At 32.4% G+C, this 26,096-nt stretch carries 28 protein-coding genes and 1 riboswitch; of the genes, 26 read left to right on the top strand and 2 right to left on the bottom strand.

All coding sequences use genetic code 11. From position 1 onward, the window contains the following. Window positions 1-152: 152 nt before the first annotated feature. The 4 genes from JK636_RS15855 to JK636_RS15840 all read left to right on the top strand — a co-directional run bounded on the left by JK636_RS15855 (window position 153) and on the right by JK636_RS15840 (window position 3,625). Window positions 153-872: a TVP38/TMEM64 family protein gene (locus JK636_RS15855; protein ID WP_202749966.1), complete on the top strand. Its 720-nt coding sequence runs from the start codon at window positions 153-155 to the stop codon at window positions 870-872. A gap of 78 nt (window positions 873-950) precedes the next feature. Next, window positions 951-1,565 carry a hypothetical protein gene (locus JK636_RS15850; RefSeq protein WP_202749965.1) on the top strand — a complete coding sequence of 205 codons (615 nt, stop codon included), beginning with the start codon at window positions 951-953 and terminating at the stop codon, window positions 1,563-1,565. Between the two features lie 234 nt (window positions 1,566-1,799). Then, on the top strand, window positions 1,800-3,074 hold the full coding sequence (locus JK636_RS15845; protein WP_202749964.1) for an HD-GYP domain-containing protein: 1,275 nt from the start codon (window positions 1,800-1,802) through the stop codon (window positions 3,072-3,074). 2 nt (window positions 3,075-3,076) lie between these two features. Then, window positions 3,077-3,625, top strand: a complete 549-nt coding sequence (locus JK636_RS15840) for a DUF5317 family protein (protein ID WP_202749963.1) — start codon at window positions 3,077-3,079, stop codon at window positions 3,623-3,625. Window positions 3,626-3,648: 23 nt separating this feature from the next. On the opposite strand, the gene JK636_RS15835 is transcribed toward JK636_RS15840, so the two are convergent. Together JK636_RS15835 and JK636_RS15830 are read right to left on the bottom strand one after the other, a co-directional pair. Next, complete coding sequence (locus JK636_RS15835; protein WP_202749962.1) at window positions 3,649-4,284, bottom strand: TIGR01906 family membrane protein; 636 nt, start codon at window positions 4,282-4,284, stop codon at window positions 3,649-3,651. A gap of 119 nt (window positions 4,285-4,403) precedes the next feature. Continuing rightward, on the bottom strand, window positions 4,404-4,718 hold the full coding sequence (locus JK636_RS15830) for a hypothetical protein (protein ID WP_202749961.1): 315 nt from the start codon (window positions 4,716-4,718) through the stop codon (window positions 4,404-4,406). Between the two features lie 412 nt (window positions 4,719-5,130). On the opposite strand from JK636_RS15830, the gene JK636_RS15825 reads away from it, so the two are divergent. The 22 genes from JK636_RS15825 (at window position 5,131) to JK636_RS15720 (ending at window position 25,987) form a co-directional block, all read left to right on the top strand. Continuing rightward, window positions 5,131-5,964 carry a transporter substrate-binding domain-containing protein gene (locus tag JK636_RS15825; protein WP_202749960.1) on the top strand — a complete coding sequence of 278 codons (834 nt, stop codon included), beginning with the start codon at window positions 5,131-5,133 and terminating at the stop codon, window positions 5,962-5,964. Between the two features lie 181 nt (window positions 5,965-6,145). Further along, the gene (locus JK636_RS15820) at window positions 6,146-6,799 is read left to right on the top strand and encodes an amino acid ABC transporter permease (protein ID WP_202749959.1); all 654 of its coding nucleotides are present in this window, start codon (window positions 6,146-6,148) and stop codon (window positions 6,797-6,799) included. Continuing rightward, window positions 6,792-7,514 (top strand): ATP-binding cassette domain-containing protein, encoded by a 723-nt coding sequence (locus JK636_RS15815; protein ID WP_202749958.1) that lies wholly within the window; start codon window positions 6,792-6,794, stop codon window positions 7,512-7,514. The genes JK636_RS15820 and JK636_RS15815 overlap by 8 nt, the downstream gene beginning before the upstream one ends. Window positions 7,515-7,961: 447 nt before the next feature. Beyond that, the gene (gene groES / locus JK636_RS15810) at window positions 7,962-8,246 is read left to right on the top strand and encodes a co-chaperone GroES (protein WP_202749957.1); all 285 of its coding nucleotides are present in this window, start codon (window positions 7,962-7,964) and stop codon (window positions 8,244-8,246) included. A gap of 25 nt (window positions 8,247-8,271) precedes the next feature. Then, window positions 8,272-9,900, top strand: coding sequence for a chaperonin GroEL (groL, locus tag JK636_RS15805; protein WP_202749956.1), 1,629 nt, complete (start codon window positions 8,272-8,274; stop codon window positions 9,898-9,900). 237 nt (window positions 9,901-10,137) lie between these two features. Further along, on the top strand, window positions 10,138-11,829 hold the full coding sequence (locus JK636_RS15800) for a GspE/PulE family protein (RefSeq protein ID WP_202749955.1): 1,692 nt from the start codon (window positions 10,138-10,140) through the stop codon (window positions 11,827-11,829). A gap of 15 nt (window positions 11,830-11,844) precedes the next feature. Continuing rightward, window positions 11,845-13,053 (top strand): type II secretion system F family protein, encoded by a 1,209-nt coding sequence (locus tag JK636_RS15795; RefSeq protein ID WP_202749954.1) that lies wholly within the window; start codon window positions 11,845-11,847, stop codon window positions 13,051-13,053. Window positions 13,054-13,116: 63 nt separating this feature from the next. After that, window positions 13,117-13,608 carry a type II secretion system protein gene (locus JK636_RS15790; RefSeq protein WP_274601618.1) on the top strand — a complete coding sequence of 164 codons (492 nt, stop codon included), beginning with the start codon at window positions 13,117-13,119 and terminating at the stop codon, window positions 13,606-13,608. 69 nt (window positions 13,609-13,677) lie between these two features. Next, a complete protein-coding gene (locus JK636_RS15785; RefSeq protein ID WP_202749953.1) occupies window positions 13,678-14,436 on the top strand; it encodes a prepilin peptidase in 759 nt (252 codons plus the stop codon). A 13-nt stretch (window positions 14,437-14,449) separates the two neighbouring features. Then, window positions 14,450-15,028, top strand: a complete 579-nt coding sequence (locus JK636_RS15780) for a prepilin-type N-terminal cleavage/methylation domain-containing protein (protein WP_202749952.1) — start codon at window positions 14,450-14,452, stop codon at window positions 15,026-15,028. Window positions 15,029-15,032: 4 nt separating this feature from the next. Beyond that, window positions 15,033-15,557, top strand: coding sequence for a prepilin-type N-terminal cleavage/methylation domain-containing protein (locus JK636_RS15775; RefSeq protein ID WP_202749951.1), 525 nt, complete (start codon window positions 15,033-15,035; stop codon window positions 15,555-15,557). 4 nt (window positions 15,558-15,561) lie between these two features. Then, on the top strand, window positions 15,562-17,256 hold the full coding sequence (locus JK636_RS15770; protein ID WP_202749950.1) for a cadherin-like domain-containing protein: 1,695 nt from the start codon (window positions 15,562-15,564) through the stop codon (window positions 17,254-17,256). Window positions 17,257-17,300: 44 nt separating this feature from the next. Beyond that, entirely contained in the window at window positions 17,301-18,338 is a 1,038-nt protein-coding gene (gene pilM, locus JK636_RS15765; protein WP_202749949.1) for a type IV pilus assembly protein PilM, read from the top strand. A gap of 2 nt (window positions 18,339-18,340) precedes the next feature. Beyond that, a complete protein-coding gene (locus JK636_RS15760) occupies window positions 18,341-18,871 on the top strand; it encodes a PilN domain-containing protein (protein ID WP_202749948.1) in 531 nt (176 codons plus the stop codon). 33 nt (window positions 18,872-18,904) lie between these two features. Further along, window positions 18,905-19,549 carry a type 4a pilus biogenesis protein PilO gene (locus JK636_RS15755; RefSeq protein WP_202749947.1) on the top strand — a complete coding sequence of 215 codons (645 nt, stop codon included), beginning with the start codon at window positions 18,905-18,907 and terminating at the stop codon, window positions 19,547-19,549. Between the two features lie 48 nt (window positions 19,550-19,597). Continuing rightward, window positions 19,598-19,695: riboswitch (purine riboswitch) on the top strand. A gap of 220 nt (window positions 19,696-19,915) precedes the next feature. Further along, a complete protein-coding gene (gene guaB, locus JK636_RS15750; protein ID WP_202749946.1) occupies window positions 19,916-21,367 on the top strand; it encodes an IMP dehydrogenase in 1,452 nt (483 codons plus the stop codon). A 158-nt stretch (window positions 21,368-21,525) separates the two neighbouring features. Continuing rightward, window positions 21,526-23,055, top strand: a complete 1,530-nt coding sequence (gene guaA / locus JK636_RS15745) for a glutamine-hydrolyzing GMP synthase (RefSeq protein ID WP_202749945.1) — start codon at window positions 21,526-21,528, stop codon at window positions 23,053-23,055. 384 nt (window positions 23,056-23,439) lie between these two features. Beyond that, the gene (locus JK636_RS15740; protein ID WP_202749944.1) at window positions 23,440-23,742 is read left to right on the top strand and encodes a hypothetical protein; all 303 of its coding nucleotides are present in this window, start codon (window positions 23,440-23,442) and stop codon (window positions 23,740-23,742) included. A 54-nt stretch (window positions 23,743-23,796) separates the two neighbouring features. Continuing rightward, a complete protein-coding gene (locus JK636_RS24160; protein WP_202749943.1) occupies window positions 23,797-23,925 on the top strand; it encodes a terminase small subunit in 129 nt (42 codons plus the stop codon). Between the two features lie 515 nt (window positions 23,926-24,440). Further along, window positions 24,441-25,265: a MerR family transcriptional regulator gene (locus tag JK636_RS15730; RefSeq protein WP_202749942.1), complete on the top strand. Its 825-nt coding sequence runs from the start codon at window positions 24,441-24,443 to the stop codon at window positions 25,263-25,265. 225 nt (window positions 25,266-25,490) lie between these two features. Next, on the top strand, window positions 25,491-25,652 hold the full coding sequence (locus JK636_RS15725) for a hypothetical protein (RefSeq protein WP_202749941.1): 162 nt from the start codon (window positions 25,491-25,493) through the stop codon (window positions 25,650-25,652). Between the two features lie 155 nt (window positions 25,653-25,807). Continuing rightward, a complete protein-coding gene (locus JK636_RS15720) occupies window positions 25,808-25,987 on the top strand; it encodes an aspartyl-phosphate phosphatase Spo0E family protein (RefSeq protein WP_202749940.1) in 180 nt (59 codons plus the stop codon). The last annotated feature ends 109 nt before the right edge of the window (window positions 25,988-26,096 follow it).

Below are 26,096 nucleotides of genomic sequence, written 5' to 3'. Positions count from 1 at the left end.
TCATAGAGGCTCTTAGCTTTTTTGCATTACAAGCCTTAGAACATACGCAAAGGAATCATAAAGTAAAATAATATTTTCTACACTAGGCTCTAAGGTCTTTACGCCACAGCCTGCTGCCATTTTGTTTCGCAATTTTTTTAGGGGTTGAATTTATGTTGAAGAAAATTAGGGGATATATTAATAAAGGGTTTAAATTTCTTTATAGAAATAGAGGATATTTTATTTTGGCTCTTATTGCTGCTATTATAATTTTATCAGCATATGAGTACTATGGTCAGTATTTTCATGAACTTAAAAATCCTAAGAGGATTAAAAAGATAGTATTATCTTACGGACAGTATAGCGTATTTGCCTTTTTAGGGCTTCAAGTTATTCAGGTGATTGCCTTTTTTATACCCGGTGAGGTTATTCAGATTGCTGGAGGGTATATCTATGGAGCTTTTATAGGCGGGCTTTTGACGCTGCTTGGAATTACTATTGGAAGTGCAATTGTTTATATAGTTTCAAGGGCTTACGGTAAACCATTTATAAGGAAAATCATATCTGAAAAGCATTTTACATTTTTTGATAAATTACTAAGGCTTGGAAGTATAAAATATGTTGTATTGCTTTTATATCTTATTCCAGGAATACCTAAGGATGTGCTGGGATATATATGTGGTATTTCGGATATCTCCTTTAAGGATTTTATTGTATATTCAACTATAGGAAGAATACCAGGCATATTCATATCAGCTTACTTTGGCTCAAGGATGTATTCCGGGCATAAAGGGGCATTGATAGCTATTGCAGTTATTATGTCCTTATTATTTATAGTTGGTGTTTTTAAAGGAGAAAAAATAGTAAAACTGATGATAAAAAAGGAACAATAGCATAATAAAGGCAATATTGTTTTTATTTGAATATTATGATACAATCAAAACAGTTAAGTGGAGAGATGGGGGATAAACATGGATTTTGCTAGTATTAGAGACATGATAGCAAAAATTGAGGGAGTATTAAATGTCAAGGTTGTAAATGAAAACGATGAGCTTGTAGAAGTTCACATTCTTGCTAACAGTTTAAGAGCTCCAAAGCAGATAGTTAGGGATATAGAATCAGCACTTTTAGCTGCATTTGACTATAGAATAGATAGAAAAATTATAAGTATTGCTCAAATTCAAACAGAAGATAATGATCCAATTAGAAGAGTAAGATACAGCGGTATAGATTTTAAAACAGAAGGCAGCGCTTTAGAGTGCAGTGTAAGATTAACTCATGACGGAGAAGAATATGAGGAACCTGTAACCTTAGTAAAAACCGTCGCAAACGCAAAGAGAATTGTTGCTGAGGCAGCAATTAAAACAATAGAAAAAATTCTTGGACAAGCTTACTTGTTCAGTGTAGAAGATGTAATTTCCAGTGCAAGTAGAAACATTACATATATAACTGTTATCGTTAGTATGGTTATTGATGATAGAGAGGAACTAATGATAGGTTCTGCTATAGTGAAAAATGACATAAACGAAGCTATAGCAAAAGCAGCTTTGGATGCTGTAAATAGAAGAATCCAAAGAGGCGTTTAACACTGTTTATAAAGACCGGTTAATTTTTTTTAATTACCCTTAGCGGAGTGAAATATGACAGTTCTTAGCGGAAAGCTGTTAATATTCGATAAGGGGGAATGTCCAAATGAAAACAAGAAAGTTAATACCTTTACTATTAGCCATACTTGCACTTTTAGCTGCAGGTGGCTCAATGTGGAGTTGGGGCTAAAATATTAGCATAACCGGTCTTTATATATAATAAAGGGGGATACTATGAAAGATCTGCCGTTAAAACTTAAGGCTTTTTTGGCTATATTATATGTTTTTACATTATTAACATTAATATTTTTATATGACAGTAAGATGTTTATGCATTTTCAATTTAGTTATATAAAAATAGTTTTTTTTGGTATTCTCTTAGCTGTAGCAGAAAGTTTTAGAATTAGTTATAAAGAGATGGCAATAAGTACTGGACTTGCAGTATTAATTGCATCTGTTATCTTGTTTGGTCCATTAGCTACAAGCATTATAATAGTATTAGGATTTACTTTAAGAATTCGCAATATAGAAGGTAAGTACCAGCATGTATTAAATATCCCGATTTATCAAACTCTTTATAATTACTGCGTTCAAATTATACCTGTTATTTATTCTGGTCTAGCCTATTATAAGCTTGGTGGAACTTTTGATACAGAAAATTTATGGAACAAATTTTTCTTAATAATTATTTTTAGTATTATTTGTTTGCTCATAAATACCTTTCTAATTTCTATACTGTTTTCAATATTAAATAATAAAAATCCTTTATACTTTTTTATGGGTAATGTAAAACTAAGCTTACTTAACAGCTTGGTAATGACTCCCTTCGGTATAGGATTAGCCTATATGTTCAGTGAATATAAGTATGGAGGAGTACTTCTAATCATATTCCCTATAGTGCTTGTAAGATATACCTTCTATCTTTATCTTGAATCTAAAAATCAATATATTCAAACGGTAGATACTTTAATGCATGCTATGGAGGCAAGAGACAAGTATACTGAAGGGCATTCAAGAAGAGTTTCAGAAATTTCGACAATGATAGCGAAACAACTAAAATATGATGATTTAAAAACTGAAAGAATTCGTATAGCATCACTTCTTCATGATGTTGGTAAAATAGGGATTGATGACGGCATATTAAATAAGCCGGGAAGATTAACCAAAGAAGAATATGAAACAATTAAAAGTCACCCAGAAATAGGATATAACATTTTAAAAGATATAAAAAATTTAGAGGATATTCTCCCGATTATCAGAAACCATCATGAGAGATATGACGGCAAGGGATATCCGGATGGAAAGATGCCAGATGAATTAAGTCTTGATGTGTTTATTGTACAGCTTGCTGATACAATAGATGCCATGGTTACAGATAGACCATATAGAAAGGCATTAACTGAGTCGGAAGTTATCAGAGAGATAACTACCTATTCAGGTACGCAGTTTCATCCTAAGGTAGTAGAAGCATATTTAAGTATTTTGGAAAAGCGAAAGAAAGCGGTGTAGATATGTTCTTATTAGCATTAATAATTGCTGTAATAATAGGCTATTGCCTAAAAGGAAAATTAAGAAATATTGATGCGGAAAAGGTTAAGGGCTTATATCTTGTTTTTGCGGCTTTTTTTTTAGAATATATAGTTTTAACACTTTTAAGAAAAGGCAGTATAAAAATTGGAACAATAACTTTATTATCAGATATCATTATGTACTTAATGCTTGTGATTTTTACATATTTCAATAGAAAAGATAGATGGATTTTAATATTAGGAATAGGCTTTATGCTGAATGCAATTGTAATATTTGCAAATGGTGGCATGATGCCTGTAAGAGAAACTATTGTAAGATCGTATGGCTTTAAGGGCGATTTAGGTACAACCGGGCTATATAGATTTATAGATAAGAATACACATTTTGTTTTCCTTTCGGATATTATACCTTTAGGAAATCGCAAATTAGGTATTGCAAGCATTGGAGATATTGTGGAGTGCATAGGTGTGGCTGGATTTATTATAAAAGAAATGAAAAATAGGAATATAAAACCCTCTTGTGAAATTTAAATTTCACAAGAGGGTTTATTTTTTTATGCTCTGCTTATTTTCTTGGTTTTCCTATATGTAAAATACAAGATAAAACTAAACAATGCTATTAAAGCTAAAATCATAACTGCGCAGTGAAAGAAAAATTCCTGAGGCAGTACATTTATTATTGGATCTCGAACCGGGTCAAACTCCCAATAGTCATTGGTGAAAAATAACTTATGGAAAGCTGTAAAGCTTTTGTCAAAATTTATTGCAAAAGGAATTGATAAAAACACCGGTATGACAATAAGCATAATAGAGCTAAACTTTAGGAATAAAAAGTTCTTTATTTTAGTCATGTATATGATTCCTATGAGGCTTAAAACTCCGCATATATACATTAAAGTATTAAACTTCATAAAGATATCTTTAACTTCCTTAAAGTGAATTTCACCTTCTCTAGACATCTTAAAGGAAGGCATGCTTAGTTTTGTAATTTTTTTATCCTGAATATAATCAATCAGTATATTATAATTTTTCATAATCTCTTCTTTTTTCATTCCGTAGTCTGTAGCTATATTTAGGTGATCCAGATCATAAAAGTACAGCTGTCTAAAAGCAAGAGTGCCTTTAACAGCAAGGGATAATAAAAATATGCTTAAAGATAAAGACAATATTATAGTAATAAGTTTTTTCATGTATACTCCCCCGTTCTTTGTATATTTATTATTTTAAACACTGAATAGAGTTAAGTCAAACTAAAAAAGGTTCCAGCTATAATAATGCTGGAACCTTTTTTATTATGGGGGGATATGGGTTATTTCCCCTTCTCTTTATCTCCATAACCTCTTGTAGGGACGGTTGAAACTATAAAACCTACAAGAATAGATACAAGAGCAGGGGCAACTATATTTATATATTGGATATATCTAGTTCTGTAAAGTGCTAACGCAGTAATTCCTGTAATAATCAAAGAAGCTAAAAATATTAATATAACAAATTTAGCAAAGGAACTTAAGAATTTTTCATAAAGCCTATGTCTTGTTGGTCCACTAATTATTGCTCTAAAGATAAAATATGAAACTAAAATAAGTACTATATCAGCACCTGCTGCTATTAAAAAATTTCTCATTTTTTTCATCCTTTCATTAAGCCGTTTAACAATTTAAGAATTCAACAATTTAACTATATAAACATTTATATTTTTGCCCAAAATTTAATTTTTACGCAGAATATTCAAAATAAAATATAAAGGGTTTATGCAAATTTTTATAAAATCATGTATAAATATGCTGTTAAGTATGCATATTTTGACAAAACCGACCATGGTATCGTTTACTTTAGTTTCTGTTGTAATAATATGAAGGTATGGCTGAGAGAGTAGTGTAACAAACAACGTCTTTATCGAATAAATATAAAAATTTAATGGATAATTATAAAAATATACTTGCATAAATATAATAATATATGTATAATAATACATGTAGTGATTAACAAAATTAATTTTATAAATTTATTAATATTTATTCAGGGAGGAATTGTAGATGAAATCAAAGTTATCAAAAATCACAGCAATTTTACTTACAGTATTTTTTACTTTAGGACTTGCAGCATGTGGAAAAAGTGCAGAGTCAACAGGGGCAGCAGCTTCAAAGGCAGAAACTAAGGTTGATAAAATTAAGAAAGCCGGGAAAATAGTTTTAGGAACAAGTGGTGACTATCCACCATATGAATTTCATAAATCAGTAGACGGTAAAGATACAATAGTTGGTTTTGATGTTGAAATAGCAAAAGAAATAGCAAAGGATCTTGGAGTAAAGCTTGAAGTTAAGGAAATGGATTTTAAAGGACTTTTAGGTGCTCTTCAATCAGGAAATGTTGACTTTGTTCTTGCAGGTATGACACCAACAGAAGAGAGAAAACAAAGCGTTGATTTTTCAAATGTATATTACACTGCAGTTCAAAAGGTAGTTGTAAGAACTGAAGATAACGATAAAATTAAAGCTGTTTCTGATTTAAAAGGAAAAGCTGTAGGAGTTCAAAAGGGTGCTATACAAGAAACTATAGCAAAAGAACAGATGCCTGATTCAGAGGCAAAAGCATTGGGAAAAGTTTCAGATATAGCTTTAGCTTTAAAAACTAAAAAGATAGATTCAGCAATTATCGAGGAACCTGTAGCAAAATCCTATGTTAACGCAAACAGTGAATTTAAAATATCAGATATAGTTCTTAAGACTGAAGACGCAGGTTCAGCAGTCGCTGTTAACAAGGGAAATAAGGAACTTATTGATCAAGTAAATAAAACTTTAGACAGACTTACTAAAGACAAAGCTATAGAAAAGCTTGTAACAGACGCAACAAATTCAGTAGAAAATTAATAATATACAAAATTATAGGTTAGATTGCTTAAGCTTTCTAACCTATATGTAGCGCAATAAAGTTCTTACATTAATGCTGTCATAAAACATCCAATCTTAAAGATTTTTAGGACATCATTAATGTATTAGAACTTTTGCATTATATATATTTTAAAGTGGTAACAGGATGGAGGGATAGTTCTTGAATTTTTCGTTTTTATCAAAATACTATATGTTTTTTATAAATGGAGCTAAGTTTACAATAATTTTGGCATTCTTTACTGTGTTATTTGGAGTTTTACTTGGACTTTTACTTGCACTTATGAGAATATCCAAAAGCAAGGTTTTAAATTTAATTGCGACGGCTTATGTAGAATTCATAAGGGGTACGCCTTTAATGGTTCAAATTTTTATAATTTATTATGCACTGCCTGATTTAATAGGCGTTAATTTGCCGGAAATGGTTTCAGCTGTATTGGCACTCTCAATTAACAGTGGTGCTTACGTAGCAGAGGTAATAAGAGCAGGAATACAGGCTGTAGACAAAGGTCAGATGGAAGCTTCACGCTCGCTTGGAATGCCTTATGGAATGGCTATGAGGTATATAATAATTCCTCAGGCTATAAAAAATATTCTTCCTGCACTAGGCAACGAATTTATAACAGTTATAAAGGAATCTTCAGTTGTTTCGGTTATAGGGATTAAGGAGCTTATGTACAATGCTGATACAGTTAGAGGAAATACCTTTAGAGCCTTTGAACCTTTAATTATAGCGGCTCTTATGTATTTTGTGATGACCTTTACGCTTTCAAAGCTTATGGGTAGGTTTGAAAGGAGATTGAAAAACCGTGATTAGTGTAAATAACTTAAATAAAAAGTTTGGAAAGCTTCATGTACTAAAAGGTATTAATATAGAGATAAATAAAGGTGAGGTTGTTGTAGTTATAGGTCCAAGCGGCTCGGGTAAAAGTACTTTCTTAAGATGTTTAAATAGACTTGAAGAGCCTTCCGATGGGGTTATTATCTTTGAAGGTACTAATATTATGGATAAAAACAATGACATTAATAAGCTTAGAGAAAAGATGGGCATGGTGTTTCAACAGTTTAATTTGTTCCCCAATATGACAGTATTAGACAATATATCCTTATCTCCCAGAAAGCTTAAAAATATGTCGAAGGAAGCAGCAGAAAAAATTGCTTATACTCTTTTAAAAAGAATAGGATTAGAGGATAAAGCAGCAAGTTATCCAGGACAACTCTCTGGAGGGCAGAAGCAAAGAATTGCTATAGCAAGAGCACTTGCCATGTCTCCGGACGTGATGCTTTTTGATGAACCTACCTCAGCTTTAGATCCTGAAATGGTAGGAGAAGTTTTAGACGTTATGAAAGAACTTGCAGCAGAAGGTATGACAATGGTGGTTGTTACTCATGAAATGGGCTTTGCTAAAGAAGTTGGAGATAGAGTTATTTTTATGGATGAAGGAAAGATTCTTGAAGAAGGGACTCCGGAAGAGATATTTTCAAATCCTAAAGAGGCAAGAACACAGGATTTTTTGAGAAAAGTTTTGTAGACATATAGAAAGTAATTAGATTATTAATACTTTCAATATAGATTAAACACGGAATTAATGGAGTACAGAAAGAACGCAGAAGAAAAATATATAAACTCTTCTGCGTTTCTCCGTTATTTCCGTGTTTATTTTTTATAGTGAGTATATAAATTTATAAGGTTTTGGATATAATATCAGATGTTTGGATAATATTAGTAAAATATTTTAGTTCAGTTTTCTAAAGATTTAGCATAATAATGAAAACGTGAGTAAAATAGCAAAATAGTAATGTAAATTGATATAAAATTAAATATTTAGCTTTAAATGAGCTAAAAAGTAAATCTTGGAATTTGAAATTATAAGTGGTATTATTTATTATAATAATTGTATTAGCACTCAACAATAACGAGTGCTAATAAAAGTATGTTAATAATAAAATAAATTTAAATACATTAAGGAGGGGTTTAAATGAAAGTTAGACCACTTGGTGACAGAGTAGTTATTAAAAAATTAGAGGCAGAAGAAAAAACTAAAAGCGGCATAGTATTAACCGGTGCTGCAAAGGAAAGACCACAAGAAGCTGAGGTTGTAGCAGTAGGACCTGGTGGAATGGTTGAGGGAAAAGAAGTTAAGATGGAAGTTAAGGTTGGAGATAAGGTATTATACTCCAAATATGCAGGAACAGAAGTTAAGGTAGATGGCGAAGAGTACACTATCTTAAAGCAAGACGACATATTAGCAGTTGTAGAATAATAAATTTAAGTTTGGAGGGTTAGACATGGCTAAGAAGATTATATATGGTGAAGAAGCTAGAAGAGCAATGCAAAAAGGTGTTGACGAACTTGCTAACACCGTAAAGATTACACTAGGACCTAAAGGAAGAAACGTAGTTCTTGATAAGAAATTTGGTGCACCACTAATAACTAACGATGGTGTTACTATAGCTAGAGAAATAGAATTAGAAGACCCATTTGAAAACATGGGAGCTCAACTTGTTAAAGAAGTTGCTACAAAAACTAACGATGTAGCAGGAGATGGAACAACTACAGCTACACTTCTTGCTCAAGCAATAATAAGAGAAGGCTTAAAGAATGTTACAGCTGGTGCAAATCCAATGCTAATAAGAACTGGTATAAACATGGCTGTTAACAAAGCTGTAGAAGAAATTAAAAATATTTCAAGACCTATAGAAGGTAAAGAAGATATTGCTAGAGTTGCTGCAATTTCTGCTGCTGATGAAGAAATTGGTAAGCTAATAGCTGATGCTATGGAAAAAGTAGGAAACGAAGGCGTTATAACTGTTGAAGAATCTAAATCAATGGTAACTGAACTTGATGTAGTTGAAGGTATGCAGTTTGACAGAGGATATGTAAGTGCATACATGGTAACTGATACTGAAAAAATGGAAGCAGTTTTAGATGATGCATTAATACTTATTACAGATAAGAAAATATCTAACATACAAGAAATACTTCCAATTCTTGAACAAATAGTTCAGCAGGGAAGAAAGCTTCTTATCATCGCTGAAGATGTTGAAGGTGAAGCTTTAGGAACACTTATTGTTAATAGACTTAGAGGAACATTCACATGCGTAGCTGTAAAAGCTCCTGGTTTTGGAGACAGAAGAAAAGAAATGCTTCAAGATATAGCTATATTAACAGGTGGAGAAGTTATTTCTGAAGAGTTAGGAAGAGAACTTAAAGACGTAACTATCGATATGCTTGGAAGAGCAGAAAGCATAAAGGTTTCTAAAGAAAATACTGTAATTGTTAATGGAAAAGGCGACAAGAACGAAATTCATGCTAGAGTTTCTCAAATAAGAGCTCAAGTAGAAGAAACAAGTTCAGACTTTGACAGAGAAAAGTTACAGGAAAGATTAGCTAAGCTTGCTGGTGGAGTTGCAGTTGTAAAAGTTGGTGCTGCTACTGAAACAGAACTTAAAGAAAGAAAGCTTAGAATTGAAGATGCACTAGCTGCTACAAAAGCTGCTGTTGAAGAAGGTATCGTTCCTGGTGGTGGAACTGCTTATATCAACGTAATCGGAGAAGTTGCAAAAGTAACTTCAGAAGATGCTGATGTTGCAGTAGGTATCAATATTATAAAAAGAGCTCTTGAAGAGCCAGTAAGACAAATTGCAATAAATGCTGGACTTGAAGGTTCAGTTATTATAGAAAAAGTAAGAAACAGCGAACCAGGTGTAGGCTTTGATGTTTTACACGAAACATATGTAAATATGATTAAAGCTGGTATCGTTGATCCAACTAAGGTTACTAGAAGTGCACTTCAAAATGCAGCTTCTGTAGCAGCTACTTTCTTAACAACTGAAAGCGTAGTTGCAGACATGCCAGAAAAGAACCCAGCACCAGCAATGCCAGCTGGCGGAATGGGAATGGACGGAATGTACTAAAAAAAATAGGGGCTCCTCGGAAACGAGGAGCCTTTTATAATGCTTTTAATCTGATATTAAAATATTTTTACAATAAATAAGAATATACTTTTGTTGAAAAATATGTCATTTTATACATAAAAATATATGTGGAAAAAGACAAAAAAAACGTTATAATTGTATATATACAAATGGGCACAAAAATAATTGTTGAATAATATTTAAAATAGAAAGAATTGTAAAATAGAGGTAGGCTTTATGGCAGTACAGCAAAAAAAAAGATTGGGTGATATGCTTGTAGAACTTGGCACTATAACCCAAAAGCAGCTTGAGGGTGAATTAAAAAATCAAAAGGTCACAGGAAAAAGACTAGGTGAACTGCTGATCGAAGACGGACTTATAACAGAGAATGAAATGCTTTCTTTGCTGGAAGTGCAGCTCGGTATACCTAGAGTGTATTTAGATATGATAGCAGTAGATGAACAAGCTGTTAAGACAATACCTCAGAGTTTAGCATTGAGATATAATTTGATACCGATTTCTTTTGATGAAGATAAGATTAATGTTGTTATGGCTGATCCGCTTAATATATTTGCTTTAGATGATGTTAAGATTGCATCAGGTTATGAAGTGGAGCCAATGCTATCAACTGAGCTTGAAATAAGAAAAGCAATTGACAGGTATTATTCTACTCAGGTAGTTAAGAAGGCAGCAGATGAACTTTCAAAGGAACAGTCAGTTAGATCAGAGGAACAAAACAGGGATGAAAATGAATTTGATGATATAAGAAACGCTCCAGTAGTTAAACTTATAGATACTATAATTGATAATGCAGTCAAGGCTAGAACAAGTGATATTCATTTAGAGCCTTTTGAGAACTTCGTTAAAATTAGATACAGGATAGATGGAGAACTTCAAGAAGTTTTAAGGACTCCAAAAGATACTATGGGAGCTTTGGTAACTCGTATTAAGATTTTAGCAAATTTGAATATAGCTGAGAAAAGAATACCTCAGGATGGAAGAATAATAACTCAAGCTGACGGTAAAGCTGTAGACTTAAGAATTTCAAGCCTGCCAACTGTTCATGGAGAAAAAATCGTTATAAGAATATTAAAGAGAGACAGCTTTTTAGTACCCAAAGAAGATTTGGGGCTCATCGGTGAAGAGGCAGAGAAGTTAGAAGAAATAATAAAAAGTCCACATGGAATTATTTTAGTAACTGGTCCAACTGGAAGCGGAAAATCCACAACTCTTTATACAATTCTGAACGACCTTAATAAACCTAATAGAAATATTATTACCGTAGAGGATCCTGTTGAATATTCAATGGAAGGAATAAATCAGGTAAATGTTAATACAAAAGCTGGTCTTACCTTTGCAGCTGGCCTTAGATCCATTTTAAGACAAGACCCAGACGTTATTATGATAGGTGAAATCAGAGATAATGAAACTGCTGAAATTGCGATAAGGGCAGCTATAACAGGTCACTTGGTTCTAAGTACGATTCATACAAATGATGCTTCTTCAACAGTGTACAGGCTTATTGATATGGGCATCGAGCCATATTTGGTGGCTACATCTCTAAATGGTATAATATCTCAAAGATTGGTTAGAAAGATATGTCCAAAATGTATGGAAGAATATGAGGCTACAAGCTATGAGAAAAATATGCTGGAAATTCCAGTTGAAGAAAGTCTTACATTGGGTAGGGGAAGAGGATGTAAGCATTGCAACGACACAGGCTACAAAGGCAGAATAGCAGCCTTTGAAATAATAAACATGGATAGAGAAATTAGAGAGGCCGTTATGAACGGTGTTAATTTGGATGAGTTTAGAGATTTATGCATGGCAAGAGGAATGAAAACACTTAGGGAGTCATGTAAGAAACTAGTATTAGATGGTATTACTACTGCAGATGAGCTTGTTAAAATAGCTTATTTAAAAGAATAGTATGAGGTGTTAATAATGCCGTTATATGAATATGAAGCTAAGACTATGCAGGGGACAGTGGTTAAAGGGAAATTAGAAGCAGTTGATGAAAATACTGTTATAACTAATTTAAGAAGTAAAAACTATTATCCGATGTATATTAGACCATATAAAGAAGCTTTTAATATAGAACTTAGCAATTACAAAAAAGTATCAGTTAAAGACATCGCAATTTTTTGCAGGCAGTTTGCTTTTACAACTTCTTCAGGTATAAGTATACTTAGAGCAATTAAAATTGTAAAAGAGCAGTCAGAGAACTTAAAACTTAAAAAAATTCTCGATGAAGTTTTTAATGATTTACAAAAGGGAAAAGACTTTTCGGAGGCACTCAGAAGGCACAAAGAAATGCCAGATATGCTTGTTAATATGGTGGAAGTAGGAGAAGTTAGCGGTACCTTAGACAGAATAATGGAGAGAATGGCAGACTACTATGATAAAGAATATAAGTTCAGCAAGAAGGTAAGCCAAGCTATGACTTATCCTATGGTGGTAAGTGTATTTGCCATAATAGTTGTTATAGTTTTGGTTGTAAAAGTACTTCCTACTTTTACAGGTATGCTTAGTAGTCTAGGCGTTGGCGAGTTACCCTTACCTACTAGAATAGTTATGGGTATAAGCAATGCAATAAGAAATCAGGGGCTAGTAATATTAGCAGCTCTGGCCTTCTTAGTTCTATTAATTAGAATAGCTCTAAGAAATGATGAAGTTATACAATTTGTTGATAGGTTGAAGCTAAATATCTTTATATTTGGCAAGCTAAATAAGAGGATTGTAACAGCAAGATTTGCGAGAACTTTTGGAACGCTTATTGCAAGCGGAGTATCCCTTATACAAAGCATAGAAATCTGTGCAAATGTTGTAGGAAATAGAATTATTGCAGATGCTCTTAGATCATCAAGAGATGAAATAAAAAAAGGTACAAGCCTAGGGGAAACCCTAGAGGTTAGAAATATTTTTCCAATGATGCTTACTCAAATGATTAAAATAGGTGAAGAATCAGGTACCTTGGATTCAATTTTGGAAAAAACAGCAGAATTCTATGACAATGAGGTTGATACGGCTACAGCTCAGCTTGCAACTTTAATAGAACCGTTAATCATTATAGTCCTGGCAGTAGTTGTTGGATTTATAGTTCTTTCAATCATACTTCCTATATTCAGCATGTACAGTGCTATGGGAAGCTAACTTAGTAATTTTTATTTTATAAAAATTAAAATATAATCTTATATCTTAAAGGAGGGGAATTTTATGACAAACAATTTTAATAATATTACTATAAATGAAAAGGGGGAGAAAGAAATGAATAAGAACGCAAAGAAGAAAAAAGGTTTTACATTAGTTGAATTGATTGCTGTTATTGCTATATTAGGAATTTTGGCTGCTGTTGTTGTACCAAAGGTTACTTCTTACACATCAAGTGCAAAGACTGCTGCTAAAAAGACAGATGCAAGTTCTATTATTAATGCTATAGCGGTTTATAATGCACAAGCTGTAGGTGCTCAAATAACTGATACTACGACTTTAGCTCAAATTAAAGCTGGAACTTATGATGCTACTGCAACACATACACTAGACACAACTAATGCTTCACAGGCTGTAACTGATTTAGAAGCTACAGTTACATCTGTAACTAATAAAGCGTCAGGCGATCATTCAGGTTCTGCAACTGTAACAACTGATGGAGCAGAAATAGGAACTAGCACTACTTATGGAGCTTTAAAGACTTTATTGGGACAATAATTTCATATAATAAATTTCTATTCTTGAGGAGATATCTCCTCAAGAATCATTATTCTTTTTGGAGGAACAATGCAAACTTTTTTAGTTTTAATATACGGCCTTTTAATCGGTAGTTTCCTAAACGTATGTATCTACAGAATCCCACGAAATGAATCAATATCCTTTCCACCATCACATTGTACTAATTGTAAAAACAGAATAAAGTGGTACGATTTAGTACCAGTTATAAGCTATATTTTTTTAAAAGGAAAATGCAGATATTGTGGAGAAAAAATTTCAGTTAGATATCCACTTATAGAGTTGACAACAGGTGTTATTTTTTTAGCACTTAATATAGAGTATGGACTAAGTTTTAGTTTTTTTAAGTATGCTGTTTTAGTATGCTTTTTAATTGTTATAGGTATGATTGATTTAGATACTACAGATGTATATCTAAAAACCACACTGCCAGGCATAATTATCGGAATTATATTAATAATTACAGGTTATTTTATTGGATACTATTTTAAAAGCGATATGCTATATTATGCTTATGGAGGCCTCTTAGGGGGAGGATTAATATCCTTAATTATACTGCTAACTAAAGGAATGGGCTGGGGTGATGCTGAAATATGCCTGCTCACAGGGTTGTTCCTTGGATTTAAGTTAACTATATTGATGTTATTTTTCGCCTTTGTATTTGGAGGATTTATTGGAGTTTTATTAGTTTTATTAAAAAAGAAATCAAGAAAAGATTACATACCCTTTGGACCATTTATTTCAGCAGCAGGAATCTTTACAATTCTATTTGGAGAAAAGATTATTGCATGGTATATAGGGTTGTTTTAATAAAGGTGATTTAATGAGTAAAAAAGGTTTCACTTTAATAGAAATCATAGCGGCAATTGCTATATTTTCAATAGCTATAGTAAGTATATCAGTAGGTCTTATGACAGCAACACGAACTTGGAAAAAGTCAGATGTTAAGCTTCAAACCATGTATTATGCACAGGGAATGGTTGAGGTGCTTACGGGCAGCGATATAAATAAGCTGAAGAGCATGGGTACAGATCTTGTAAATGGGTCGTCTTGTTTTGTTTATTTCAATCAAGATTATAATAATTTTTCTTTATATTTTCTAAAAAATGGAGTTGCATCCGTAAGCAACACCTTTTCTGATACAGCAAACCCAAATAATTTTATAGGGTGGTATAATTCCGGTCCTGCTATAAATAGCTTAGTATCTTCAGAAGATTATAATGCTGGCAGTACTGATGCAAATTTATACAACAAGTGTATAGCAAATAATACAACTAAAAAAAAATACGGCGGATATGTTATGTTAAAAAACAGTGGAGACAATCTTTACTTAAAGGTTAGGATTTGGGACTTGCAATTTGGACAAGATAGCGGAAGTACAAGAGAGATTTATATGAGGTGATGATTTGAGAAAAAAAGGCTTTACTTTAATAGAGCTTTTAGCTGTAATTGCAATAATGGGAATTGTGTTTGTTATAATATACTCAATATACAGCAGCAGTCAAAGAATTTATAATACTGGGTATTCTCAAATTCAAATACAAAATTCTGCGAGAAAAGCTGTTAATGCAGTAAGTAAAAGTATAAACGATGCGCAAAGCGTAAGTATAGTTTCAAGTAATGCAAGTAATATTACTATTGATGATAAGACCTTTTCTAATATCCCTAATTTAACAAAATCACTTTTGTATGTTAATCCGGCTGATAATTCTGCTGAGCCTTATTTATATGTTATCGAAAATAGCAGCGAACTTCACAGAGTTTATACTTCTGGCACGGATGAATTAATAACTACTTTTATTGACTACAATAATACGACTGTTAATATGCCGATAGCTACTCAACATACATATTCTATAAAATTTTCAGTTAAATATGGAAGTTTTTCTGAAAGCTATACAACTTATAGCTCTATTAATAATGGGGGGTAATTTTATGAAAAAGAAGGGGTCGGCCCTGGTTCTTATGGTTGCAGTTATATCATTGCTGTTAATACTTTCTGTTTCAATAGCAACTTCATCCTCAAGTACCTTTAAAACAGCTTTTGCTTTTGATTACATGGATAAAGTAAATCTTGCAGCGCAATCAGGTATAGAAAAAGGTATGTCTCAGCTTGGTATGAAGTCTAATATGAAGCACTTAAGCGGTTATTTGGTTGGAAATACTGCTAGCAGCATTCCTGAAATAAGCTTAACCTTTGATAATAATATAAGCTGTTCTGTAAGCTTTGATACTAGCGACAGTGATAATATTACCATATATTCTTATGCACATACCAGTGATAACAAATATCAGAAGAAACTAACTAAAGTTGTGGCTAAAAATAATAAACCTGTAGCTAATCCAGATGGTAAGCCAGATAGTATTACAGTATCTATAAATAATGAAATTCATATAAATGTTTTAGCTAATGATATTGATGAAGATGGCGATATTCTTAGCATAACAAATGTAACAGCGGCTTCTAAAGGAAATGTATCAATTAATCCTGATGGAAGCGATTTAATTTATAAGGCAACATCAGCAGGAGATGATACCTTTACCTATACAATTAGTGATGGTTATGGAGGGGAAAGTGTTGGCGTAGTTAATGTTAAAGTTACTTCCGTAAACACTCCCCCAATTGGTGAGGAGGACAGTAAAACAGTTAATCTTAACTCAACAACAAGCATTAATGTTTTAGCTAATGATAGCGATGATGATAATGATAATATTATAGTATCAAGAATTTTAACCTCGCCGAAAAATGGAAATATAGTTTCTTTTGGAAATGATATAGTATATAAGGCTACAAGTATTGGCACAGATGTATTTACTTACGAAATCAGCGACGGCCGCGGAGGTGTTGGCAGTGCTAAGGTAACTGTTAATATAATAGATCAGTCCGCAACTATTAACTCGGGCTTATTTACTACTATGAGAAAGTTTATGGTAGGAAGCGTTACTACTAATACGGCTAATGATTCATTAAACTTTAGTGTGAAGCCGGGAAATGGAAATATTTTGTCTGGTGATGAGAACTTTTTACTCTTGAATCCTATACAGAATGGAACAGGTTTTAGCAATAACTATACTTTTTCAAAGGGGAATAATACTCACGGAGTAAAAGTAACATCAGATAATTTTTTCACTATCGGTACATCCACCAGTAATGTAGTTCCTCAGCTTAATAATTCAGGAACTTTTGGAATGTGGATTTTATACTCAGGGAGATATTATTATAAATCTAATTCTGATTTAGTAATTGATCCTAGTCTAAATAATGCCTTTATGCAAGGTTTGATGAATAATAATACTTATCCGAGGGTTATTTTGGTTAATGGTAATATTACTTTGAAGAATATTACTTCGCAATTTTCCAGTAAGTATTTAGATCAGTTGGTAATCTACAGTACCGGAGGATATGGGCAGGGAACCATAAATTTGAATAATTGCATTTTAGGTTCCTATCAGAATAAAAATAAAATGAAGGATATTGATATTTGTTTTATAGCAAATACATTAAATATTATTGGTTCAAATACAGTAAGCTATGCTAGAGGCAATTCTAGCCTGCCAAGCGTTGGTAATGACCCAGTAATTAGAGCAATTATAACTAATAATATTCAGTCGAGTATAAACTGGAAATAGCATTATAGATCATAACTAAAGATTAATGAGGTGTTAAATTGTTTATGGACAATATTATAAATAGCGAAACTATCGCTATTTATATAGGTAACAATTATATAAAAATTCTTATTGGAAATAAAAAGAAGATAAGTCAGTTTCATAATATAAAGGTTCCGGAAAATAGCGTATTAGATGATAAAATAATTAATCTAGATGCTGTATATGAAGTGCTTGATAACTTCTTAATGGAAAGAAAAATTAAAACAAAGAATGTATCCTTTGCCATCCATGGACAGGATATTGTTGTAAGACATATTGATGTACCGATTATGGATGAGAAAAATATTAAGGATGCTATTGAGTGGGAGGTAAATCAATACCTCCCTGATGAAGGGAAAAATCATTATATTGATTTTGAAGTATTAGGAAAGATAATAGACGAAGATAAGAAGATGTATAAGGTATTGACAGCAGCGGTTCCTAAGGAAAAAGTTGATATTCATCTTGAACTTTGTGAAAGACTTAATCTAAATTTAAAATCCATAGATATTTCTGCAAACTGTGCCGCTCGCGTATTTAAGAATATTTCTACTGCAGATAAATCTATAGATAGCATAGGAATTATTGACATCGGAAATAAGAACAGCAGTATTATAATACTGGATAAAGGAAAACTTTTCATGGAAAGAGAGGTACCTTTCGGTATAGATAATGTACTAAGAGAGGTAACTAAAAGAATTGATTTAGATAACAATGAAGCTTTTGACTTCATATTGAACGATTTTAGCTTTTCTAATATTAATGAAGATAATGAAATTGAAAATAGAATCAAAACTTTATTTGATAATGTATTATCTTCGTTTAGCAAGATTATTCAATTTTATACTACTGGAAAAGTTACAAAAAAGTTAGATAAGATATATATAACTGATCTTGGCCCCAAGTTTAAAGGGCTAGACAAATATATTGAGGAATATTTTCAAACTAATGTAGAAATACCAGATTCTCCTCAAAAAATAAACCTAAAGGTAAAGCTGCCGAGTGACTGTGAATTGACGTCTTATATAAACACCTGTGGGCTTTTGCTTAGAAAGGAGTAGGTATGAGAGAACTTAATTTAATTCCTTATACTATTAAAGCTGAAAGAGAAAAAAAATTAAGAATAAAAAACTATGTTTCTCTGGCTGTAATATTGATTTGTTTATTATTTATATGTGTTTATATACCTAAGCTTGAAAGCAACAGACTTAAAAATAAGGAGATGAACTTAAGCCAGCAAATAAGTTTAAGTTCAAAAGTTATACAGGATAATAAAAAGGTTAATAGTGAAATCAGTCAAATAAATGATTACGATAAAAAAATCGTCAGTCTTTCAAAGCAAAGAGTTTTAGTAAGTGATAGGATAAAGGAACTTCAGAGCTTTATGCCTAAAGATGTTGTTTTAACGAATTTGAACTTTACAAAAAACGTTATTACAATAAATGGAGTCACAGCCAATTTTAATTCAATAGCTGAATTCGCGGCAAATTTAAAAGGAACCCAAAGTTTAAAAAACTCCAATATAGTTAATATAAATAATTCAGCTGGCAACTCCAGTTCTAAGTATAGTTTCACTATAAATATAAGTTATTAAAACTTAAGGGTATCTAATCTAGGGGGTAAATCGGTGAAGAGTTTAAGTAAAAGAGAGAAGATATTAGTTATAGCTATGCTCTCCATAGCTATATTTTATGCTTATTATAAGTTATTCCTATCTCCGGCTATCAGCGAAATAATGCACTCAAAATCTGTTGTTAGCGATTATAACAATCAATTGCAACAATTGAGGCTAACTAGCGATAGTAATAAGAAGCTTGATACTCAGCTGCAGGAGATGGGGAAAAAGTTTGAAGAATCTACTAAGGCTTTGCCACAGAGTGCAAGAGAACCCGAGGTAGCTTATAATTTAAAAGCTATGGCTGATGGGAGCAATGTAAAAGTTGATAATATAAGCTTTGGGCAACCAGCTAGTTCTGCTGCTACCCAGCAGAGTAATGGGCAAAATAATAATACAAATAGTCAAACCGGTGTTATGAATTTGCCAGTGACGCTACTAGTTACAGGAGATTATAACAGTATAATAAATTTTACAAGTTCTATAGAAAGTGGAAGCAGACTCGCCGAGATTGAAACTTTAAATATTTCACAGGGAAGTTCTTTACTTCAGGCAAATATAAACGTAAATTTCTACTATGTAAATGGAACTGGATCTAATTCAGACAAATTTGATTTTAATCATGGAGCTTATGGAAAGGATAACCTATTTAAATAGTATTTCCATTGACAAAACATAAATCTTTCATTACAATAATATAAATAAATTAAATATTGCATTTTAACTCGTATATCCCCTGAATATGGCAGGGAGTATCTACCGGAAGCCGTAAATTTCCGACTATGAGTGATTTATAGCTATGCATTTGCTGCATACTAATTTCACTTATGGTTTTTTGTAAGAGATATTGGTATGCTTTTTATTTTATATATATAAAGTAAAAATTCTATTACATTCTGCTTTCGCAAAAATCCCTGAAGATTGGATATTTTGCTCTGCACAATGTGAGAATTTTATTACTTTATATGTAAATGCAGCTTCTGGAAAAATCACAAATAATTATAAAGAAAGGAAGTTGAAAAAATGGCAGTAATTTTAAAACAAGCTTATACCTTCGATGATGTCCTATTAGTACCTCAAAAATCTGAGGTGTTACCTAAAGATGTAATACTTGAAACTAACTTGACAAAGACCATTAAGCTTAATATTCCTTTAATAAGCGCTGGAATGGACACTGTTACGGAATCTAAGATGGCTATTGCTATGGCTAGAGAGGGCGGAATTGGAATCATACACAAGAATATGAGCATCGAAAGACAAGCAACAGAAGTGGACAAGGTTAAAAGACAGGAAAACGGAGTAATAAGCGATCCTTTTTCACTTTCGCCAGAAAATACAATTGAAGAAGCATTGGCTCTTATGAGCAAATATAGAATTTCAGGGGTTCCTGTAACAGTAGAAGGAAAGCTGGTTGGGATTTTGACTAATAGGGATATTATTTTTGAAAATGACCATACTAAGGCTATTTCAGAGGTAATGACTTATGAAAATCTTATTACTGCATCAGAAGATACTACTATCGAAGAAGCTAAGGAAATATTAAAAAGGCATAAGATAGAGAAACTTCCTTTAGTAGATAGAATGAATAATTTAAGGGGACTTATAACCATTAAGGACATTGATAAAGCAATTAAATTTCCTAATGCTGCAAAGGACTTTAGAGGAAGACTTTTGTGTGGAGCAGCTGTGGGTGTAAGTGCCGATATGATGGATAGAGTGGAAGCGCTTTATAAAGCAGGAGTAGATGTTATTGTAATTGATACAGCACATGGACACTCTTTTGGGGTTACAGAAGCTGTCAGAAAAATTAAGAAAAGCTATCCAGGGCTTCAAGTTATTGCAGGAAATGTTGCAACTGCAGAAGCAACTAGAGACTTAATTGAAGCTGGCGTGGACTGTGTTAAGGTTGGAATAGGACCAGGCTCAATATGTACAACAAGAGTTGTTGCTGGAGTAGGAGTACCTCAGCTGACAGCAGTTATGGACTGCGTAGAGGAAGCTAAAAAACATGGTATACCTGTAATTGCTGATGGAGGAATTAAGTACTCTGGAGACGTTGTTAAGGCTTTAGCAGCTGGAGCAAAGATTGTAATGATGGGATCATTGTTTGCAGGCTGTGAGGAAGCTCCGGGAGAAATGGAAGTTTATCAGGGCAGAAGCTATAAGAGCTATAGAGGCATGGGTTCTTTGAGTGCAATGGCACAGGGCAGCAAGGATAGATACTTCCAAGAAGGAAACAAAAAGCTTGTTCCAGAAGGAATCGAAGGAAGAGTGCCTTATAAAGGATATATAGCAGAAACAATTTATCAGCTTCTTGGAGGCTTGCGCTCAGGTATGGGTTATGTTGGAGCTGCTAACTTAGAGGAGCTTAATGATAGAGCGGTATTTGTTGTTCAAACAGCATCAGGACTTAGAGAAAGCCATCCTCATGATATAGTTATAACAAAGGAAGCACCTAATTACAGTGTAAATTAAGCGGATAGCAAAGCTACTGCAAGCCAGCATGGTTTCAGTAAATATTTAAATATTTTTATAGGTTTATATTTTAATAGGTAAATGATATAAAGGCTATTAATTACTTTTAAGAAAGCCTGCGGACATTTCAGTCCGCAAAATTATTAAAGGAGGACTACATGAGAGAACTTATTTTAATTATAGATTTTGGTGGACAATATAATCAGCTTATAGCGAGGCGTGTTAGAGAAGCAGGAGTATACTGCGAGATTGTTCCATATACTTATACTTTAGAAAAAATAAAAGAAAAAAATCCAAAAGGTATAATTTTTACAGGCGGCCCTAACAGTGTATATGGGGAAGGAGCACCAAGGGTCGATAAGGATATATTTGATTTAAATATACCTGTTCTTGGAATTTGTTATGGGCAACAGTTAATGTCTTATACTTTAGGTGGAGAAGTTGAAAGCGCTAAAATAAGAGAATATGGAAAAACTGAGGTTGTTCTAAACAGCGAAAGTAAGCTTTTTAAAGATATAAATATGAAAGAGCAGTGCTGGATGAGTCATACTGATTTTGTTGCTAAAGTTCCTGAGAACTTTAGTATCATAGCAAGCACAAATGGCTGTGAAGCAGCTGCTATGGCAAATGATAGTAAAAGGTTGTATGGAGTTCAGTTTCATCCAGAGGTAGAACATACACCTTTCGGTCAAAAGATGCTTACAAACTTTTTATATAATGTCTGCGAAGTAGAAGGTGATTGGTCCATGTCTTCCTTTGCAGAGGAGAAAGTAAAAGCAATTAAAGAAATAGTAGGAGACAAAAAGGTTATTTGTGCTTTGTCCGGCGGAGTAGATTCTTCTGTAGCTGCTGTTATGGTTCATAAAGCCATAGGAAAGAATTTAACCTGTGTATTTGTTGATCATGGTCTTCTGAGAAAAGACGAAGGGGATCAGGTTGAAAAGATTTTTAAAGAGCAGTTTTATATGAATCTTATAAGAGTTAATGCAGAAGAAAGATTTTTAGGAAAGCTTAAAGGAGTAAGCGAGCCTGAGAGAAAGAGAAAAATAATCGGTGAAGAATTTATAAGAGTTTTTGAAGAAGAGGCCAATAAACTTGGACAAATAGATTTTCTAGTGCAAGGAACCATATATCCAGATGTAGTAGAAAGCGGTACAGGAACTTCAGCAGTAATAAAAAGCCATCATAATGTTGGAGGCCTTCCTGAAGATTTAGGATTTAAGCTTATTGAACCATTAAGAGAGCTATTTAAAGATGAGGTAAGAAAAGTTGGAGAAGAACTTGGAATTCCTCATAATTTAGTTTGGAGACAGCCTTTCCCAGGGCCAGGACTTGCTATTAGAGTTTTAGGAGAAGTTACAGAGGATAAGCTTTCAATAGTAAGAGAAGCAGATGCGATTTTTAGAGAAGAAATTGCTTTAAACGGACTTGAAAATAAAATATGGCAGTACTTTGCATGTCTTCCAAACATTCAATCAGTGGGAGTTATGGGAGACGAGAGAACTTACTGCCACACCATAGCCTTAAGAGCAGTAACAAGCTCCGATGGAATGACCTCTGACTGGGCTCATATACCATATGAAGTACTAGATAAGGTTTCAAGGAGAATAGTAAACGAAGTTAAGGGAGTCAATCGTATCGTTTATGACGTAACTTCAAAACCACCTTCAACTATCGAGTGGGAATAGAAAATATTTTCATTTATTAATACTATTAAGCACTCTAGAGATAGGGTGCTTTTGTTCTGGAGAAATTAAATCTAGCATTATTAAGTTTTTACGGAATACTATGATTATAAAGGCAAAGGAAATAAAATCAGTCATAGAAATTAAAGATGAAAATAAAGTGAAGACTACAAACAGAATATTTCAAAATATAATCAGCCTAAAAAAACAGATTAAACAAATGAAAGAATAGATCATCAATGAAAAAAATGATATTTATAATAGAGTTTAATTATTATCAAAACTTAAAGAGCTCGTTGCAGAGCTCTTTTCATGTATAAAAGTAGTCATGTTTTAGTATAGATTGCACACCTCAATGAAGAAAATAATATAAAAGGAGGACGATTTATGAATATAAAACATGAAGATTTTCAGAATATATTAGATGCAATAAAAGATAAACTCAAAGATAATATTGAGTTTGAAAAAATAAAATCTATTGAAAGCAACTTTGATACTAAAGGTATGATGTTTAAAAGAAGGGGAAGTTCACTCTCAGATGGTACTATCATCGTTGGAGAAGATAATGGATTTATTGCAATAGATGTAAGCAAGGCTGATAACGAAGTAATAAGCTTTGTATTAAAAGATATAAATGATAAAACAGGAATAGAAAATATTATCAACTGGTTTTTAGATAAATATAAATAACTTAAATTTGAGTCTTTGTAAAGACTCTTTTTTATATACAAAATCAAGGCGCTGGTGCAGAAGGTTAAACTTACTCCAAAACAACAAAGATTTGTTGAAGAATATCTAGTAGACTTAAATGCCACACAATCAGAAATCGGAGCAGGATATAGTTATAAAAAATGCAAACGAATAAGGAAATAGATTGTTAGCAATGTTAGTGTTCGCACATATATAGATCAGGCAGTGTCAGAATGTTCAAAGAGAGCGGGAATAGTCCAGGATATAGCAGTAAGAGAACTTGCAAGATTAGCCTTTGTAAATCCAGATGATGCTAATTAATGTTTTCACATATTTTACATTTCATTTACAGCAATATAGAAAAAGTATTCCTTTTTTATGGTATTTTAATATAAAGAGGGTGAGTAAATGAAATTAACTAAAACAAAAATAAGAATAATATGGGCGATAGTTATAGTTACGATGTTAGGACCTTTCGTTATGACATTTATAGTTAATGGAGTAAGAATGATACATAAATAGTATAGATGAATTTATTCGATAATTTACAATAGTAAGAGATAACTTATCAAAGGAATATAATATACCAATAAAATATTTTTCTTAATTCGCGTATTGACTCTATGGTTACCCATTACTTTATAATCAAGATAGACGACAGGGGTGCACACCTGTAAAGCCTTAAAAAGGAGGTTTCTATGTTTAAAATAGGTGAATTTTCAAATCTAAGCGGATTATCTATTAATACTTTACATCATTATAATGAAATAGACATTCTAAAACCTGAACAAGTTGATAAATTTTCAGGATATCGCTATTATAGTGCTAATCAGCTTGTTACTGTAAATAAAATTATGGCTTTAAAAGATGCAGGATTTTCCCTTAATGAAATATCCCGAATTTTATGTAGTCTTCCTTCAATTGATACCATGATTTCGATGCTTGAGAATAAAGCTGAAGCACTTGAGCAAGCACTGAAAAATGAATCTGAAAGGCTCAACCGTCTTAGAACTAATATTTTTCTAATTAAAAACGGAGGGGTGCCAATAATGAATGAGATAACTATAAAAAGAGTTGAACCGATACTTATCGCATCAACGAGAAAGAATATTAACAAAGATGATTTTGAGGAAGCCGGAAAGATGTGGACATCAGTCAATTCCTTTATTGATAAGTCGGAAATTAAGCGTATGATTCCATGTATGACGCTATTTTACAACTCAACATGGAACTGGGAAATGACGAAATACTGGGATATAGAAGTAGCTGAACCTATTACAAAAATCATTTCTGGTAATGGTACTGTTAAGGTTCATGAATTACCTTCAGTAGATAAAATGGCGTGTATTGTTCATAACGGTTCATTTAGCGAAATAGGCAAGACTTACAAATTTATAAGCCAATGGATTGAGAAAAACAATTATAAGATAAGTGGACCAGTTCGTGAAATTTACCATAAGGGGGAGTGGGCAACTAATAACCCAGAGGAATATATAACTGAACTACAGTTTCCGCTAATTTAATTTATTTTATAACTTCTTACTAGAAGATTTAATCATAAAAATTTAATAGTTCATTCATATACTGTAATATTCAGAAATGAATAATACAGTATTTATTTTTTAAAATTAATAAAAATATTTATGTCGGCACTGGTAGAAATACTGGTGCTTTTTATACTAAAAAGGTAAAGTTTTACAGAGAGCTAACGATAATATTAGTAATTTAGATATAAGGAAGTAGTATAAATGATAGTTACAAAAATCATTGAAACTCAAACATACTTAAAACAAAGACAGCAAAAAAGAAGTAAGTCTGAACCTGCAAAGAAGAAAGAAGCAAAGTCTTTTAATGATATATTAGAATATGAATATAAAGAGAGAGAAAATCAAAAAATTAGTAATATTTGAAATTATACATAAGTGTCAATAGCTCTAACATTAAAAACTTTACCTATTTTTCCTAACCTCTATAAGGTAGTTAGTGTGTCAGCCAACTGGTTTTTATAATAAACATAACGATTAAAAATGCCTCCATAGTTAATACTAAATGTGGAGGTGATGTAATGTCTGAATTAGAAGATTTATTAAAGGATGTAGAAATATTGAGAGGGCAACTAGAGAAATTAATAAGTGAAAAAAGTGGAAACTTAGTAGATACTGAGGTAGTAACAGCAAGTAAGATATTAAATGCAGCGTTAAATCAGTATAACAAATTCATACAAGAGAAGTTTGATAAAAGTTGAGCTCTTATAAGGGCTCTTTTTTCATATAGAACTATCATTTATTTATCTAATTTAGATTTATTAGCAAAGGAAGGAATATGAAGTCAAATGTCGAATACTCAAATTAGCG

The organism is Clostridium rhizosphaerae, assembly GCF_016765585.1.
In the GTDB taxonomy this organism is placed as follows: domain Bacteria; phylum Bacillota; class Clostridia; order Clostridiales; family Clostridiaceae; genus Clostridium_AT; species Clostridium_AT rhizosphaerae.
Note: the sequence above shows the minus strand (reverse complement) of the source record. Positions and strands in the feature narration are given on the sequence as shown.